The sequence below is a fragment of the Phormidium yuhuli AB48 genome (genome assembly GCF_023983615.1).
GTDB lineage: Bacteria > Cyanobacteriota > Cyanobacteriia > Cyanobacteriales > Geitlerinemataceae > Sodalinema > Sodalinema yuhuli.
The window spans coordinates 1,793,970-1,808,959 of record NZ_CP098611.1 but is presented as its reverse complement, the minus strand read 5'-3'; the positions used below and the strand labels follow the sequence as shown (position 1 = coordinate 1,808,959).

General features: G+C 53.1%; 9 protein-coding genes. 7 read left to right on the top strand and 2 right to left on the bottom strand.

Annotation, left to right across the window (positions count from 1 at the left end):
- Positions 1–17: 17 nt before the first annotated feature.
- The 5 genes from NEA10_RS07750 to NEA10_RS07730 all read left to right on the top strand — a co-directional run bounded on the left by NEA10_RS07750 (position 18) and on the right by NEA10_RS07730 (position 5,327).
- Entirely contained in the window at positions 18–980 is a 963-nt protein-coding gene (locus NEA10_RS07750; protein ID WP_252664752.1) for a S1 family peptidase, read from the top strand.
- Positions 981–1,050: 70 nt separating this feature from the next.
- Positions 1,051–2,625, top strand: coding sequence for an iron uptake porin (locus NEA10_RS07745; protein ID WP_252664751.1), 1,575 nt, complete (start codon positions 1,051–1,053; stop codon positions 2,623–2,625).
- A 30-nt stretch (positions 2,626–2,655) separates the two neighbouring features.
- Entirely contained in the window at positions 2,656–3,177 is a 522-nt protein-coding gene (locus tag NEA10_RS07740) for a CAP domain-containing protein (protein WP_252664750.1), read from the top strand.
- Positions 3,178–3,291: 114 nt separating this feature from the next.
- Positions 3,292–4,812, top strand: coding sequence for an MBOAT family O-acyltransferase (locus NEA10_RS07735; protein ID WP_252664749.1), 1,521 nt, complete (start codon positions 3,292–3,294; stop codon positions 4,810–4,812).
- A 149-nt stretch (positions 4,813–4,961) separates the two neighbouring features.
- Positions 4,962–5,327 (top strand): response regulator transcription factor, encoded by a 366-nt coding sequence (locus NEA10_RS07730; RefSeq protein WP_252664748.1) that lies wholly within the window; start codon positions 4,962–4,964, stop codon positions 5,325–5,327.
- A gap of 152 nt (positions 5,328–5,479) precedes the next feature.
- On the opposite strand, the gene NEA10_RS07725 is transcribed toward NEA10_RS07730, so the two are convergent.
- On the bottom strand, positions 5,480–9,247 hold the full coding sequence (locus NEA10_RS07725) for a response regulator (protein ID WP_252664747.1): 3,768 nt from the start codon (positions 9,245–9,247) through the stop codon (positions 5,480–5,482).
- 385 nt (positions 9,248–9,632) lie between these two features.
- Between NEA10_RS07725 and NEA10_RS07720 the strand changes: the two genes are divergently transcribed.
- Complete coding sequence (locus tag NEA10_RS07720; RefSeq protein ID WP_252659620.1) at positions 9,633–10,976, top strand: IS4 family transposase; 1,344 nt, start codon at positions 9,633–9,635, stop codon at positions 10,974–10,976.
- A 153-nt stretch (positions 10,977–11,129) separates the two neighbouring features.
- A complete protein-coding gene (locus tag NEA10_RS20840; RefSeq protein ID WP_258719038.1) occupies positions 11,130–11,258 on the top strand; it encodes a hypothetical protein in 129 nt (42 codons plus the stop codon).
- A 102-nt stretch (positions 11,259–11,360) separates the two neighbouring features.
- On the opposite strand, the gene NEA10_RS07715 is transcribed toward NEA10_RS20840, so the two are convergent.
- The gene (locus tag NEA10_RS07715; RefSeq protein ID WP_252664746.1) at positions 11,361–14,915 is read right to left on the bottom strand and encodes a GAF domain-containing protein; all 3,555 of its coding nucleotides are present in this window, start codon (positions 14,913–14,915) and stop codon (positions 11,361–11,363) included.
- Positions 14,916–14,990 lie beyond the last annotated feature (75 nt).

Genomic DNA, 14,990 nt, shown 5'->3' with positions numbered 1-14,990 from the left:
TGCGTGCTCCTCTCCTTATGAGAAAACGATTCACCCGCCCCCTGGTGACCCTAATGGCGATCGCCCTATCCCTCCCTCTGACAGCGGCTCAAGCCCTGACAGAAGAGGAAATTGATGCGGTGGCCTCCATGACAACGGTGGTCATTGGTGAGGGCTTACAACAAGGAGATGTGGAAGCACGGCAGGAGTGGCGGCCGGGTTCCGGAGTCCTGGTGGCTCGTGAGGGAAACTCCTATTATGTTTTAACAGCCTTACATGTGGTACGGACTCAGGGCGTGGAATATGGCATCCGCACTAGCGATGGCAAGGTTCATCGGGTTGACTCGGTTCGCCAGCAGGATGCGATTCTCTACTTCGGTGAGGAAGTCGGAGAGTATGGGGAGTCCATTGAGGGGTATGATTTGGCCATGATTCGCTTTGAGAGCGATCGCGATTATCCCTTGGCGGTGATGGGTCATGGAACTCACTTAAATCCCGGCGATCGCCTCTATGTCTCTGGCTGGCCCGATCCCGGTCCTGAAGAAGCACGACGAACTCGCCGCACCTTAACGGGTGAACTCACGGCCATTCATCCCCCCACTGAGGATGGCGGCTATAGTCTCCTCTACACCCATGATACGGAAGTGGGTATGAGTGGCGGTCCTGTGTTTGATGGCCAGGGAACCTTAGTGGGGATTCATGGCCAAGGGACGGCCAATGGTTCCCAATTTTGCATTGAGCCGGAATTAAATCGTCACAATAGCTGTGGCCTACGTAGTTTCGATTTTGTACAGCAGTTAGAACGTAAAGGCATTGTCCTAAGCTTCGCTCGGCCCCCCGTTGACCCTGATGTCATTGCCCAAGGTCTGGAGAACTTAGAAACCGCTGATACGATTAACGATATTTATGCTGACTTTACGAATTTAAAGTCGTTACTGCGAGATGGCCCCTCTGGAGGCTGCGACAGTATGTTACTCGGAGACCCTTGTGATGGGTTTTGAGGCAGGCTGTAGGATAGGCTTCTAAGGAAATAATATCGTTAACCTGTTGGTGTGTGGAGAACTCGGGCTTATGCAACGTTGGCTGATGGATATCTGGGAGCAAGGGGGCCCCTGGATTACCTCAATTGGAGTCAGTCTGATGGTCTTTCAGGGGGCCTCACCGGCCTGGGGCAAAGGGATTGACCCCGCGATTGACTCAGCGTTGCCTCTCAAGTCCATCACCTCGGTCTCGGAACTGTCGGATGTTGAACCAACGGACTGGGCCTATCAGGCGTTGCAATCCTTGATTGAACGCTATGGCTGTGTGACGGGGTTACCGGGGGGACGATTTGAGGGGAGGCGATCGCTGACCCGCTATGAGTTTGCGGCGGCCTTAAATCGCTGTTTCGAGGCCTTAGTGCAGGGGCCATCCCTGGAGATATCCCAGGAAGACTTAGCCACCTTAGAGCGACTACAACAGGATTTTCAGGCAGAATTAAGCACCGTATCCGGGCGAGTTGAGACTCTCTCTAGCCGTATAGCCGATTTAGAAGCCCAGGAGTTCTCCCCCACCTTGGTGATGGGAGGAGAGTCCATTTTTGCCCTGTCCGCCGGGTTTGGGGGCGATAGAGAGCAGTCTGAGGCAACGAATCCGGTGTTAACCCATTTAACACGGTTGGGCTTTGTCTCCTCCTTTACCGGGCGCGATCGCCTACGCTTTGAGTTTCAGGCCTCCAATTTCGCCAATCGTGGCTTTGCCACTCCCTCCGGCTTTAATACGGACATGGCCCTGTTGTCCTTTCAGGGAAACACCAATAACCGGGTTCAACTGAGCCGCCTCGAATACCGTTTCGCCCTCAGCGATCGCTTTGTGGTCACGGCCCGGCCCGTTGGCTTTAGTCTCAGTAGCGTTCTCACCGCCAACTCCCCCTATTTTGACGCCGGACGAGGGGCCATTTCCCGGTTTGCAGAAGCCAGTCCCGCCTTTAAACTCGGTCGCCTCGACGCCGGTGGGGGCTTTGACTGGTTGGTGAGTAATAATGTACGACTTCAAGCCGCCTATGGCGTTCGCAATGCCAACCGTCCCGAAGAAGGGCGAGGAGTATTTAATAGTGATCACTCGGCCTTCGGGGTACAACTGTTCCTAAGACCGGCCCCAAGCCTCTTAACTGGAATTTCCTACGTGAATGCCTATTCTAGTAATGGACGTTTGGATACCTTTACCGGTAGTTTTTTAGCCGATACCAACTCCTTTATCAACGAACCGGCTCGCATTCAGGGGGTCAATGCGACCCTGCAATGGCGGCCAGCAGGACGATTGACCTTCTCCACTTGGGGAACTTGGCTCTTTAGTAACGCCGTCAACTCCGATCGCTCCGCCACCACCACAAGTTACTTATTTGGGATAAGCTATTCTGAACCCTTTGAGCGACAAGGGGATTTACTGGCATTATTAGTGGGTCAGCCCTTGCGAGTGGTGAGTGGAACTGGCCTACCCTTTGGTGAGGATGAGGATACCTCCTTACATTTTGAGCTATTTTATCGATTACGGGTGAGCGATCGCATTTCCATCACCCCAGGCGTGTTCGTCGTGACCAATCCTGAACATAATGCCGATAATCCGGCGTTAGTGGTAGGAACGATTCGCACAACCTTCCGCTTTTAGGCAGATGTTGATTGTTGGCTGAGGTAGGCTATGAAAACCACTGTATTGGGCGTGATGATGCTGCTGGCTGCATCCGGACTGGGGGGATGTCATCTCATGGAGACCTCCATTGGCGACCTCTCCAGAGGGGGCCAGGTGCTCACAGCGACCGCCGAGGAGGATATTAGAACCCTAGAGGTGGCGGCCCACGAGCAAGTGAATGCCTATCGTCAGCAGCAGGGATTAGCCCCCCTCGAACTCGACGAACGCATCAGTGCGATCGCCCGTCATCACTCCCAGGCCATGGCCTCAGGAGAGGTTCCCTTTAGTCATGACGGAGTCGAAGGCCGCTACGAGGCCATGGGGGACTTGATTTCCTATCGCCAAGTCGCTGAAAATGTTGCCTATAACTTCGGGTATTCCGACCCCGTTGAGCAAGCTGTTTCAGGCTGGATTGATAGTCCAGGCCATGAACAAAACATGAGCGGAGACTATAGCATCACTGGCATGGGAGTTGCCATCAGCGATGAAGGGGAATACTACTTCACTCAATTGTTTGTTCGTCCTCGTTAGTCCTAACTTCCCAACCCCTGTTGAATCACAAACCATCAAGATTCACCCTCTTGTGACCCATCAAAAATGAGGCTTGATTGATATCCGAACACCAGGACTATTTCCCCCAATTCTATGACTTTTGTCTCAATTCTCTATGGTTTATTCCTCCTCAGTACCGTTATCCTCTACTGGGGAATCCCAAACCGTCGCTTTCGCCTAGGACTCATCCTCACCGCAAGCGTCATTTTTTATGGGTCTATTCAACTCCAATCCTTACCCTTTCTCCTGCTCATGGCTTGGGGAACCTTTGCCCTCGGTCAACCCCTCTCAGAAACCACCCCCACCCAGCCGACTGACCAAACTAAAACCCTCAGCAACGAAGCCTGGACAAAGCTAGAACGCCGTTGGCAAGAGCGACGACGCTGGCTCTTAACCGCCGGCATTGCCCTAAATGTTGTGATTTTAGTGGGGTTTAAATATGCCCCCTTTTTATTCCCTGACCTGGGACGAGACGGTCCAGTTCTAGCCCCTTGGCTAGACCCCTATTTCGTCATGCCGTTAGGGATTAGCTTTTTTAGCTTTGAATGTATCGCTTATCTCATCGATGTCTTTCGAGGCGCACCCCCCAGTCAGAACTTCTTTGAATTTGCCGCCTATAAATTCTATTTTCCCAAACTTATCTCCGGTCCAATTACCCGCTTTCATCAGTGGTTTGAACAGTGGCAACTGCAACATCCCTTAAAAATCGAGCAAGTCACCGATGGCTTATGGCTCATTGCCAGTGGTGCCATTAAAAAGGGATTACTTGCCGACAACTTGGCAATTTTCGTTAATCTTTGCTTTGAAAACACCCAACGGGCCGGAAGCGTCGATTTACAGTTAGCTGTGATTGCCTATGGCTTGCAACTGTATCTCGATTTCAGTGGTTATGTGGATATGGCCCGGGGGAGTGCCTTATTACTGGGTTGGACCTTACCCGAAAACTTCAATTTTCCCTATATCTCCACCAGTATCGCCGACTTTTGGCGACGTTGGCATATCACCCTGGGCAGTTGGCTACGGAATTATCTCTATTTTCCCCTAGGAGGCTCTCGTCGCGGCCTGCTGAGAACCTGCATGAACCTCATGGTGGTGATGCTGCTAGCGGGCCTGTGGCATGGAAGTGCCACCGCTGGCATGAACCCCGCTGGATTCGTCGTATGGGGGGCAATTCACGGGGCCGGATTAGTCATTCATCGCCTCAACGACTCCCTCAGCCAACGCTGGCAGGGATTAACGGCCCTCTGGCAGAGTATTCCGGGGGTGGTGTTAGCCTGGCTGCTGACTCAGGGGATGGTCTTTTTCTCCTGGATTTTCTTCCGCCTCCCCGACTTACAGGTGTCGGGTTGGGTGGTGCGTCATCTCTGGGGCCACTCTCGCGACTCCCAATTCCTAGATTTAGTCTATCTCGAAACCGTTGGCTGGATGCCAGAACAGTTAGCCATCGCCTTTCTGGGAATTTTCGCCGCCATGTTCCTGGCCCATTTCTTCCGTCATATCCTCAACGTGCAACTCAACTGGCACGTGAAAATTGCCCTAGTTCCCATCTGTTGGTATGCTGTGCTTCTCTTCGCCCCAGAAGACAGCCTACCCTATATCTACTTTGACTTCTAATCCCCAAAAATGGAAAACTCAGCTAATTTGCCTAAGAAAATCTAATTTCCAGAGACGATGAGGCAGAGAGTGTCCTAAGATGGGGATGTATTGCCGTGATCGAACTACATTTGCACCGCCTTGGGCTGCCACTGCTATAGAAACAAGCCATGAGTACGATTTTAGTCGTTGAGGACAGTACCTCCCAGCGAGAGATGATTGCTAACCTGTTACGAAATCAGGGAATGCAGGTAGTCGCAACGCGCAGTGGTGTGGAGGCCTTGAAGTATCTTAAAGCCAATACCCCTGATTTGGTGGTATTAGATATCGTCATGCCCAATCCCAACGGGTATGATGTCTGTCGCAAGATGAAGGCACATCCCCGTACCAAAGACATTCCAGTCATCATGTGTTCCTGCAAGGGAGAGGAGTTCGATCGCTACTGGGGCATGAAAGTCGGGGCCGATGCCTATATTGCTAAACCCTTCCACCCCGATGAGATGATTAATGCCGTTCGTCAACTCCTGGTTCTTTGATGAAGATAGGCAAGAGGCAAGAGGCAAGAGGCAAAAGGGGAGGAGGGGGTGAACAGCACTCGCCGGATACCGTTTGCCTTCCCCTCTCCTCTCCCTCTCCTCTTCCTCTCCTCTCCTCTTCCTCTGTGTCCTCTGTGACTCCGTGGTGACCCTTATTCCCCCAACAACTCCTCCAAGGTCGACAATAACTCCGGTTGGGAGAGAGGTTTCGTGAGATAGCCAGTACAACCGAGTTCTTTGGCAATTTGGCGATATTTTTGGCTGCTGTGGGAGGTCAACATGACAATGGGGAGTTGGGCTAAAGGACCCCCCTGACGACAGTAGGTGAGAAACTCAAACCCGTTCATATGGGGCATTTCAATGTCACAGAGGGCTAGGGCAACCTCGGGATGCTCTTGTAGTTGGGAAATGGCTTCCTGACCATCTCGGGCCTGGATAACCTCATAGCCCGCATCTCGTAAGGTGGAGGTGAGGGTGTGGCGGAGGTTGATGGAGTCGTCAATCACTAACACCAGGATAGACTCACTCTGGGACTCACTGACCGCCGGGGAGAGAGATAGGGGTGACCCCTCATCCAAGGTGGCCGTTGAGGAGGGACCCTCGGAGGGGTTTAGGGTCATGGCCGATCGCCCTGGGGAACTGCGACTGAACTGAGCCGGGGATAAACTAGCCTGTGGTAGCGTTGGCCCCGTTTGACTTTGGAAAATTTCTCCCCCGTCAATGACTAAGGCCAGACGGCTATCGCTGAGGATACTACACCCATACACATAAGGCGGCGGGGCGATCGCCCGTCCTAAGGGCCGAATCACTAACTCCTGTTCGCCGATAATCCGATCCACCTCTAACCCCATGAGCCGGTTTCCCTGACGCAGTAAGAGAATAGGGGCACTTAAATCTCGGGAAATTGAGAGTTTGTTCGTGGTGGGTTCTTGTTTCTCTTCCACGAGGGAGGATTGATAATGCAATAAATCCGCCAACTGACGGACCGAAACCATGGTCCGATTGTCGTCTTCCGTGTCCAATTGCAAGACACGGTGGTTCTCAAAATGCTTGAGATGGCCCGGTGGCGGCATGACAATCCGATCGATGGAGTCTAACAACAGACCATAGGCCGACCCTCCCGCCTGAACCACCAATAACTTGGCGATGGTAATCGAGAGGGGAATTTGCAAAATAAAGACTGTTCCCTGGCCTGGCTGAGATTCCACTGCAATCCGCCCCTTCAGGGCCTGAAGTTGCGATCGCACCACATCCAACCCCACACCCCGTCCGGAAATCTCATTCACCTGGCCCGCCGTGGAGAATCCCGGTTCAAACAGAACATCTAGATGTTTCGTGGAAATGATTTGTCGGGCCTCCTCTTCCGAGAGAAATTTCCCCTCTACCGCTTTGCGACGAATCCCCTCTAAATTCAACCCCCGTCCATCATCTCGCACCTCAATGGTGGTCTGAACCCCCTGATTGTAGGCGCGAATTGAGATCGTCCCCACCTCGGGTTTCCCCGCCGCGAGACGGTCATCTGGGGACTCTATTCCATGGTCAAAGGCATTACGAACCAGATGCAGCAGGGGTTCATAGAGTTTTTGGGCAATACTCTGTTCAATCAGGAGGTCATTCCCCTCCATCTCCAGAGTGACCTGTTTGCCCTGAATACGGGACAGTTGTTGCAACATCAAGGGGAACCGCCGCAACACTTCCTCAAAGGGCAACATACGAACATCGACTAAATCATCTTGCATCACAGAAAGCAGTTGTTGTTGTTTTTCCATTAACTGGGCCAGTTCCCGACTGCGACCATAAATGTCTTCGGTATTATCTTCGAGTCCCGTGACTTGACCGAAGGCGGTTTTCAGCAGTAGATGCAAATCGGCAATACTATCGAAGTTAAACCCATCGACCGCATTGGGGGTACTGAGAGGATTGCCGGCAAAGGGATCTTGTCCCCTGACCCGGGCCGCATCTCCACTGACCATAAGGGTCTGTTCTGACCAATCTAGGAGTTGACTAATGGTTTCTCGGTGTTCATGGAGTTGCGATCGCAGTCGGACCGCCGACTGTTGCAGGGCTTCTTCTTCCAGGGCCTGACGGTTGCGATCGACCAATAACTCCCCCAAACGGTGATTGAGACGTTCTAGCCCCTTAATATCCACGCTCACCAACTGCCGAGTTGTCCCCTCCCCCGCCCCAGACCGGCTACTATCTTGAGGCTTTGACCTGGCTGATGGGGGAGTCTCATCAAAAAATTCTCCCTCCTGAACCGGGTCCTCCACCACATCCGACGTTGTTGAGTCAGAAGCGGAACTGGTTAACAGACCCTCTGAAGCCTCTTGGAGAGAATCCATTTGGGACGCTTCGGGGGATACGGTCTGGGGTTCCGGGACATCCAACTCCACCATGTCCTCTAGGATCGATTCATCCTCATCCTCAGCGGCGATGAGGTCATCACTCATCGCCGCTGGCACATCCTCCAACTCGCCCCAAACCCCTTCTAGGAGATCCTCATCATCCTCCAACTCTTGCTCTCGGGCCGCCCGGCGTAACTCCTCTATGGCCGGGTGTTGAAGCCAGTCTTTCTCCTGCTTCGAGACCGGGGCTGACTCCTGATAGCGATCGCCCACGGCCCGATTCAGGCGGCGTAAGGCTTCCACCAACATCACATCCTCATAGGTTTTCGGCTGCTGCGTATCACTGGCATATTGAAACTTTGCCAACATTACCAACATCGAGAACGTCGTCCAATGACGATAACGCTTCAGACTCTCACTATCCTCAGGCTGCTCAATCGAGGCCAAAAAAGCCTCAACCCATTTTTTAATCCCCGAAGCCGTTTTAACCACCGTTTTCTTATGATTCGCCCTCTGGCGAGGCAACTTGGGAACCATTAACTCAAAACAGAAGTTCGCCAGAGGAATCTCCTCCTCCCGGGCAAACCAAGCCGCCACCGTCCGAATAGCCGCCTCAAAAAACTCAGCCACCCCAGCCGACACCGGTTTTCCATAGCGTTTATCCCCTAAAAACTGGCGAAACTGAGCCAATTCCACATCTAACGCCGTCTCCCCCTGAGGCTCCTCTTGGGTCAGCAACGGCTCCACCGGTTCCGGAGAACTGGGAACCCCCCCCCGTTTCGTCTCCGCCTCAGGAACCGTTCCCTGAGCCAAGGCCAGTAACCCTGCCGAGGGAGCCCCCCCCGAATCGCGATCGCCCCCCAGAACCTGCCGTTGTCCCTGTTGGTAATCCACCAACGCCAGCTCGCCAATGGTTTGAACCTGTTTCGGACTCTGGCCCAAGGCCTGTAAAACCGTCTCAGCAATCTGACTCCAACCCGGCAAATTCAAGGACTCGCCTAAGCCAATAAAAACCTCAGCCCCCGACCGTAAACTCTCCTCTAGTTTTTGAATATCGTTCTGTTCAACATAGTTTTTTAGCTCCTCTAAACGCTGTTGAACCCCCAATTCAAAAATTGATTTTGCAATATCAAATCCCAACTCAGCCGATGTTGGAATATACTCTTTTTGCCCAAAATCATCCCCTAACTTATCCCGCAAGCGAGCCAACACATCCGCCGCCCGATTTAACAGAACCTCCTCATCCATGGGAGTTTGATTGATTTCTGCGGTTAAGGCATTTCGCAGACATTCATAGCCTTCAAATAGCAGTCCTTCCAACTCCGTATCAATGGGAATCTCTTCATTATAAAGGGCTTTAAAAGCATCCTCCATGGAGTGAGAAATCGATTTCAACCCCTCCAACCCCACATTAGCCGCCGCCCCTTTTAAAGTATGAGTTGCCCGCATCATGCCATGGACATTCTGAACCCGATTGCCCCCATGAAGTTTCAGCAGGCCATCCTCCACGGCTTGCAATAACTCCGGGGCCTCACTCAGGAAATAGACATATCCTTGATCACGACGGCTGTTCATAAAGAATACTCAATTGGTAATCGTTCCTACCCCGACAATAGCAGTAGCTTTCAGCTAACGAGGCAACCCACCCCCAACCCCTCCCAAGAGCTAATCTTGTAGGGGTTTGTGAAACCCAGTGAAAGTCTTGAGTCAAGTCGCCCCGGTCAGGGGCGATGGAGGGGCAGCAGCAGTAGCCGGAGAGAAAGAGAACAAGGGGACCCTCTCAAGTCAGCTCTGCCTATCTTAGGGGCAGAGCTGACGCGAAAGCTTCAGGGGCAGACTGGTCATGGCAGCAGCAAGCCCTCGCCGGGGGGTGCTCGGGAAAAAGAGAAGGGGGTTGCTGACCGTCGCGCCAATTTGACAAGATAAATAGGTGACCGAGCCAAGTTGAGAGAAGCCCCCGATGAGCGAGTTCAGCAGCCAAGGACTATTCCGACCCCAAGTTCAAAGAAGTCTAGAGAAAGCCTATAGCCTGGCCTGTAGCAAACCCAACTTATCATTCTCTCAATGTATGGGTAACAGTTTTCGCCAAACCGTTGCCCGTCTGTTCTCCCATAAGCAAATGACCCAAGATGTGATGCTATCGAGACATATCGAAGCGACAAGGGAACGAGCCTCAGCCACAGAAGGGGACTATGTGATTGCCGCCCAAGACACCACCTATTACAACTACTCAGGACACAAGGAGATGTCGGGGCTAGGGGTAATCCAAGGAAAAGTCAGAGGAGTCATACAACACAATGTCCTCCTGGTGAACGAGTCCGGTCTGCCCTTAGGACTGTTAGGACAACAATATTGGACTCGAAAGGGGGGACTGAATCTAGCCGAAGGAGAAAAAGAAAGCTGTAAATGGCTCAAGGGGCTAGATGCCATCAATGAGCAAGCGAGGCAATCGAGCAAGTGCTTTGTCTCAGTCGAAGACCGAGAAGGAGACGTGTTTGACCTGTTCAAAGCTCCCCGAGAAGACAATGTCGAATTCATCGTCCGGGTGTATCAACAGCGAAACTTGGAAGTCGCCTCGAGCCAAGTGGTGGCTAAACTCGCCGAGATTCCCGAGGAGTTGGAAGACTTTGGCTATGAACGGATACGGATTGAGCGTCAAAACCGAGAAGTGGAGGTGACTCTTCGCTTAAGAGCTGGGGCGGTCAACGTTTATCCGGAGAAAAAGTTAAGTCCCAGAAAGCATAAAACGCAAGGTTTATCCTTGGTCGTCGCCGAGGAAATCCGTTGTGTCGACGTGAAAACCCAGGAAGAGCTGTCCCCTACCCAAGAAGCGGCTACTTGGTATTTATTGACCAGTCTGCCAATTGAGACCCGAGAGCAGGTGATACGGGTAACCCGCTTTTATGCCCTCAGATGGCAAGTCGAACGCTTTCATTACACTCTCAAGTCCGGAGCCTTGAATGTGGAAAAATTACAGTTTGATGATATCCATACCCTAGTCAACGCCTTGAGCTTTTATTCAGTGGTCGCCTGGCAGCTACTGGCCCTGACTCATGGGATTCGGGAAAATCCTGAACAATGTGCCCAGGTGGTGTTTGATTCGGAGGAGGTGACCTTGTTAGAGAAGGTCTCCTCTCAAAAAATCGTTTCTCTTGGTCAGGCCGTCTTAGCCTTAACTAAACTGATTGGCTTTGCCCCGTCGAAAAAACAACCCTTTCCGGGAGTGAAAGTGCTGGCCACGGCTCTGGACCGCTTTTTCTTTATGAAGCTAGCTTCTCTGGGGTCTTCCGGGGTTGAGAGCTAGAGGTCTTCTGGACTTGACACAGGTTTTGTGCCAACGACCGCTCTGGTCTCGGTCGCTTTTAAGAGTCTCAACCCGGTCGAGTTCCCCAATCTTGAACCCGACCTTCTGTATAATGTCTTACCGTGGGCTCCCTCATCCGGGAAAGTCACAGCCGTGGCTCGGATTTGGCGTAAAGTTGGGTTAATCTTGGGTCGGGCTAGTGGTCTGGCTAGTCAATCGCCCCCTCAAGTGACGGTTTGGCTCAAGATTTTCACTCGACCTGATAAACCCCTACAAGATTAGCCCAAGAGGGGAACTCCCCCCTCTTGCCTCTTCCTCTTGCCTCTTCCCCCCTCCTTTTCTCTGTGTCCTCTGTGCCTCTGTGGTGACCCTCTTGCCTCTTGCCTAATTCACCTTAAACTGCCCCGCACTCGATTGTAACTCTTGAGCCGTCGTCAGAGCATCCTTAAAGCGGGAGGAAATGGCGATGGAGTTTTCCGACGTTTGGTTCGCAATAGCAGCAATAGAACGCATCATCTCCGTCACCGATTGCGCTTGTTCCGTTTGCACCTGAGTGGCGTGGGTAATCCCCTGCACCAGTTCCCCAATTTGGGCCGTGGCGGCCACAATCTCATTGAGGGTTTGTCGGGTTTCGCCCACCAGATTAGTTCCCTTCGTCACCTGTTCCGACGCCATCTCCATCGCCAGGGTCACATCCTTGGTTTCCGCCTGGATTTCCTGCACGAGATTTTCAATCTCCGTGGTGGCATCCGCCGACTGACGGGCCAAGGAGCGCACCTCATCGGCAACCACCGCAAACCCCCGGCCATATTCCCCGGCCCGGGTGGCTTCAATGGCCGCATTCAAGGCCAATAAGTTGGTTTGAGTGGCGAAGTTGTTAATCAGGTTCACCACCTTGGCGATGTTTTGGGAGGACTGGGTGAGACGAGCAATCCCTTTGGCGGCGGCGGCCACGGTTTGGCGAATGTCGGCAATCCCCTCCACGGTGCGGTTCATGGCATCATCCCCGGCTTCTAGGGTGCGGTTGGCCCCCTGAAGTGCCACTTCTACCTGTTGGGCGTTGTTGGCGGTGGTTTGAGTGAAACCCACCACATCCTGAATGCGATCGAGGGTTTTACTGATTTCCTCAAATTGCTGTTGTGCTTGGTCCGACAACTCCATCAAGGACGCATCACTACTTTGAGAACTCTGCACCACCTGTCCGGCGGCGGTTTGCACCTGCATCACGATTTTACGCAGGCTTTGCAGGGTGTTATTGAAGGAGTCAGCCAGGGTTCCCATTTCGTCTTCTGTCACGGGAATCCGCACGGTTAAATCCCCATCCAGGGCCGGACGGACTGCCATTAACAGTTCTAGGGCCCGCTTTTGCAGTTGTTCTTTGGCGGCTTTATCCCGTTGCGCGGCGGCTTCGAGTTGTAGGGATTGCTCTTGCAGTTGTTGCAGGTATTCACTCTGCTGAATGGCAACCCCGAGTTGGGTGCCAATTTGCCGCAGTAGGGTTACTTCTTCGTTCTCCCAGGTGCGAGGTCCGTTGTTCTGATAGGCCGCTAGGAGTCCCCAAAGCTGAGGTCCCTTAAAGATGGGGACAATGGCATAGGCGCGACATTGATATTGTTCGAGGACTTCGAGATAGCAGGTGCTGAAGCCGGCGTGGTAGATGTCTTCTACGGCAAAGGACTGTTCCGTCTGGAAACGTCCCCCTTCTGTCTCTTGGAGATAGGTATCTCGACTGGCGGGGCCACTCGCTTGGGGGGCCAGTTGAGCGGACTGTTGTCCCTCAATCAAGCGGTTCATGTTATCGCATTGGCTAACATTTTCTCGTAGGGTGGGAACTTGTTGTTGTCGCTGAACCAGCGGTGCCCAGGTGGCCCCCACAGACTCGGCAATAAATGACCCACTCCAATCCTCGGCGAATTGATAGACACAGACGCGATCGGTTTTGAGCAGTCGTCGGACTTCGCTGGTGGTGGTGTCAAAGATGGTGTCGAGGTCGAGGGATTCCCGGATGCGTTCGATCACTTGAGTCACGGCCCGCTCCCGTTCAGCCGTTCGGGCAATCCGTTCGGACTGGCGGCGCAGTTCTTGGACGGTTTCGGCTTGTTGCAGGGCCACCCCCAACTGGTCGGCGATACGCACTAGCAGTTGCACTTCGTCTTCTTGCCATTCTCGGGGGCTGTCGTTTTGATAGGCAGCGAGAATCCCCCAGAGGGTTTCTCCTTGGAAAATGGGAACTAGGGTATAGGCCCGAGCCTCGAACTGTTCCAGGAGTTCGACGTGACAGGGGTCATGGCCGGCTTCGTAGATGTCGGTGACGGCGTAGGTTTCTCGGTAGGCGTAACGTCCCCCTTGGTTTTCTTCGAGGTAGGTGTCTTTCCAGACTCGTTCTACTTCAGGGCCGACGAGTTTACCCCAGCCGGGGGTGACGGACTCGGCGACGAATTGACCACTGAAGTCGGGGTTGAATTGGTAGACGGCCACGCGATCGCATTGCAGTAACAGCCGCACTTCTTTGGTGGTAACGTTGAAAATACTGCTGATATCAAGGGATTGACGGATGCGGTCGATGACTTGGGCCACGGTGCGATCGCGCTCGGCGGCTTGGCTAATGCGATCGGATTGACGACGCAGTTGGGCCACGGTTTCGGCTTGTTGCAGGGCCACTCCTAACTGGTCGGCAATGCGTTGCAGTAAATCCACTTCGCTCTTTTGCCATTCCCGAGGGCCGTTGTTTTGATAGGCGGCTAGAATTCCCCAGAGATGTTCGCCCTGGAAAATGGGAACTAGGGTATAGGCCCGGGCCTCGAACTGTTCGAGGAGTTCGACGTGACAGGGATCATGACCGATGGTGTAGATATCGGTAACGGCGTAGGTTTCGTGGTTGGCGTAGCGTCCTCCCTGGTTTTCTTCGAGATAGGTATCTTTCCAGACTCGTTCGACATCTTCACCGACCAGTTTCACCCAGCCGGAGGTGACGGACTCGGCCACGAACTGACCGCTAAAGTCGGAGTTGAATTGATAGACGGCCACGCGATCGCATTTCAGCAACAACCGCACTTCTTTGGTGGTGGTGCGGAAGATGATATCGATATTCAGGGATTGACGAATCCGCTCAATCACTCGCGCCACACTGCGATCGCGATCCTGAACTCGGTCAAAGGAGTTCCGCAACCGTTCCAACACATCCTCAATCTGCTGGGGGTTGGGGTCGAGCATGGAGGTTCTCGGGCCGTTGAGACTCTGCTGGAAACTGATTAACTCCCCGGCCACTTGTCGTAGGATGGCAATTTCTCGTTCTGACCAGGAGTAGGGATTCTGACAATGCTGTACGGACAAGACCCCCCAGAGTTTTGGACCAAGTTTTAGGGGAATGGTCAGGGCCGCCTGGACTTGATAGCGGTTGAGGATTTGTTGCTGATGGGGGGTGAGATTGGTCCGGGATTGGTCGGCGATGGAGATGAATCCTAGATTTTGATAGTCGTCTAGGGTTTCAACGCCAAAGGCGGCGATGTGGAGGCGATCGCCCAATGCCGGTGTCCAACCTCGACTGACAGCTTCAGCAATAACGGTTCCTGTTAAATTCCCTCCATTAGCACTGGTGAGGGGAAGACCTGAATCAATACTGCCATTTGAACTAGGACGATTTGCTCCGTTACCTCCCCCATTGAAGCTGAGTCCGGAGACGGGGTTGGGAAATTGGTCAATAAAGGCATCAATACTGCGATCGCAGAGGCGGTAAATGAGGGCGCGATCGCACTCAAACACCTGCTGAAGTTGGGCCACAACGTCCTGACAGGCGGTTTCTAAGCTGTGGGCCTGTTGTAGAGGCTGGGTAATCTTGGCGGCCTGCTGACGAATCGCTTTGAGTTGTTCTTCTAAGCTTTTCGCAATGGGGGCCGAGAGGTTGGTGGTGGCTGGGGATGTGGATTCGCGAGGAGACATAGCTTATAGAGAGGAAGAGGCAAGAGGTAGGATGTGTTCCGGCATCAGGAGAGGTTTTGACCCAAGCCTATCGAT

Bases quoted from the DNA above. Each gene is read 5' to 3' on its own strand.
- NEA10_RS07750 (WP_252664752.1), top strand. From the start codon at position 18: ATGAGAAAACGATTCACCCGCCCCCTGGTGACCCTAATGGCGATCGCC.
- NEA10_RS07745 (WP_252664751.1), top strand. From the start codon at position 1,051: ATGCAACGTTGGCTGATGGATATCTGGGAGCAAGGGGGCCCCTGGATT.
- NEA10_RS07740 (WP_252664750.1), top strand. From the start codon at position 2,656: ATGAAAACCACTGTATTGGGCGTGATGATGCTGCTGGCTGCATCCGGA.
- NEA10_RS07735 (WP_252664749.1), top strand. From the start codon at position 3,292: ATGACTTTTGTCTCAATTCTCTATGGTTTATTCCTCCTCAGTACCGTT.
- NEA10_RS07730 (WP_252664748.1), top strand. From the start codon at position 4,962: ATGAGTACGATTTTAGTCGTTGAGGACAGTACCTCCCAGCGAGAGATG.
- NEA10_RS07725 (WP_252664747.1), bottom strand. From the start codon at position 9,247: ATGAACAGCCGTCGTGATCAAGGATATGTCTATTTCCTGAGTGAGGCC.
- NEA10_RS07720 (WP_252659620.1), top strand. From the start codon at position 9,633: ATGAGCGAGTTCAGCAGCCAAGGACTATTCCGACCCCAAGTTCAAAGA.
- NEA10_RS07715 (WP_252664746.1), bottom strand. From the start codon at position 14,915: ATGTCTCCTCGCGAATCCACATCCCCAGCCACCACCAACCTCTCGGCC.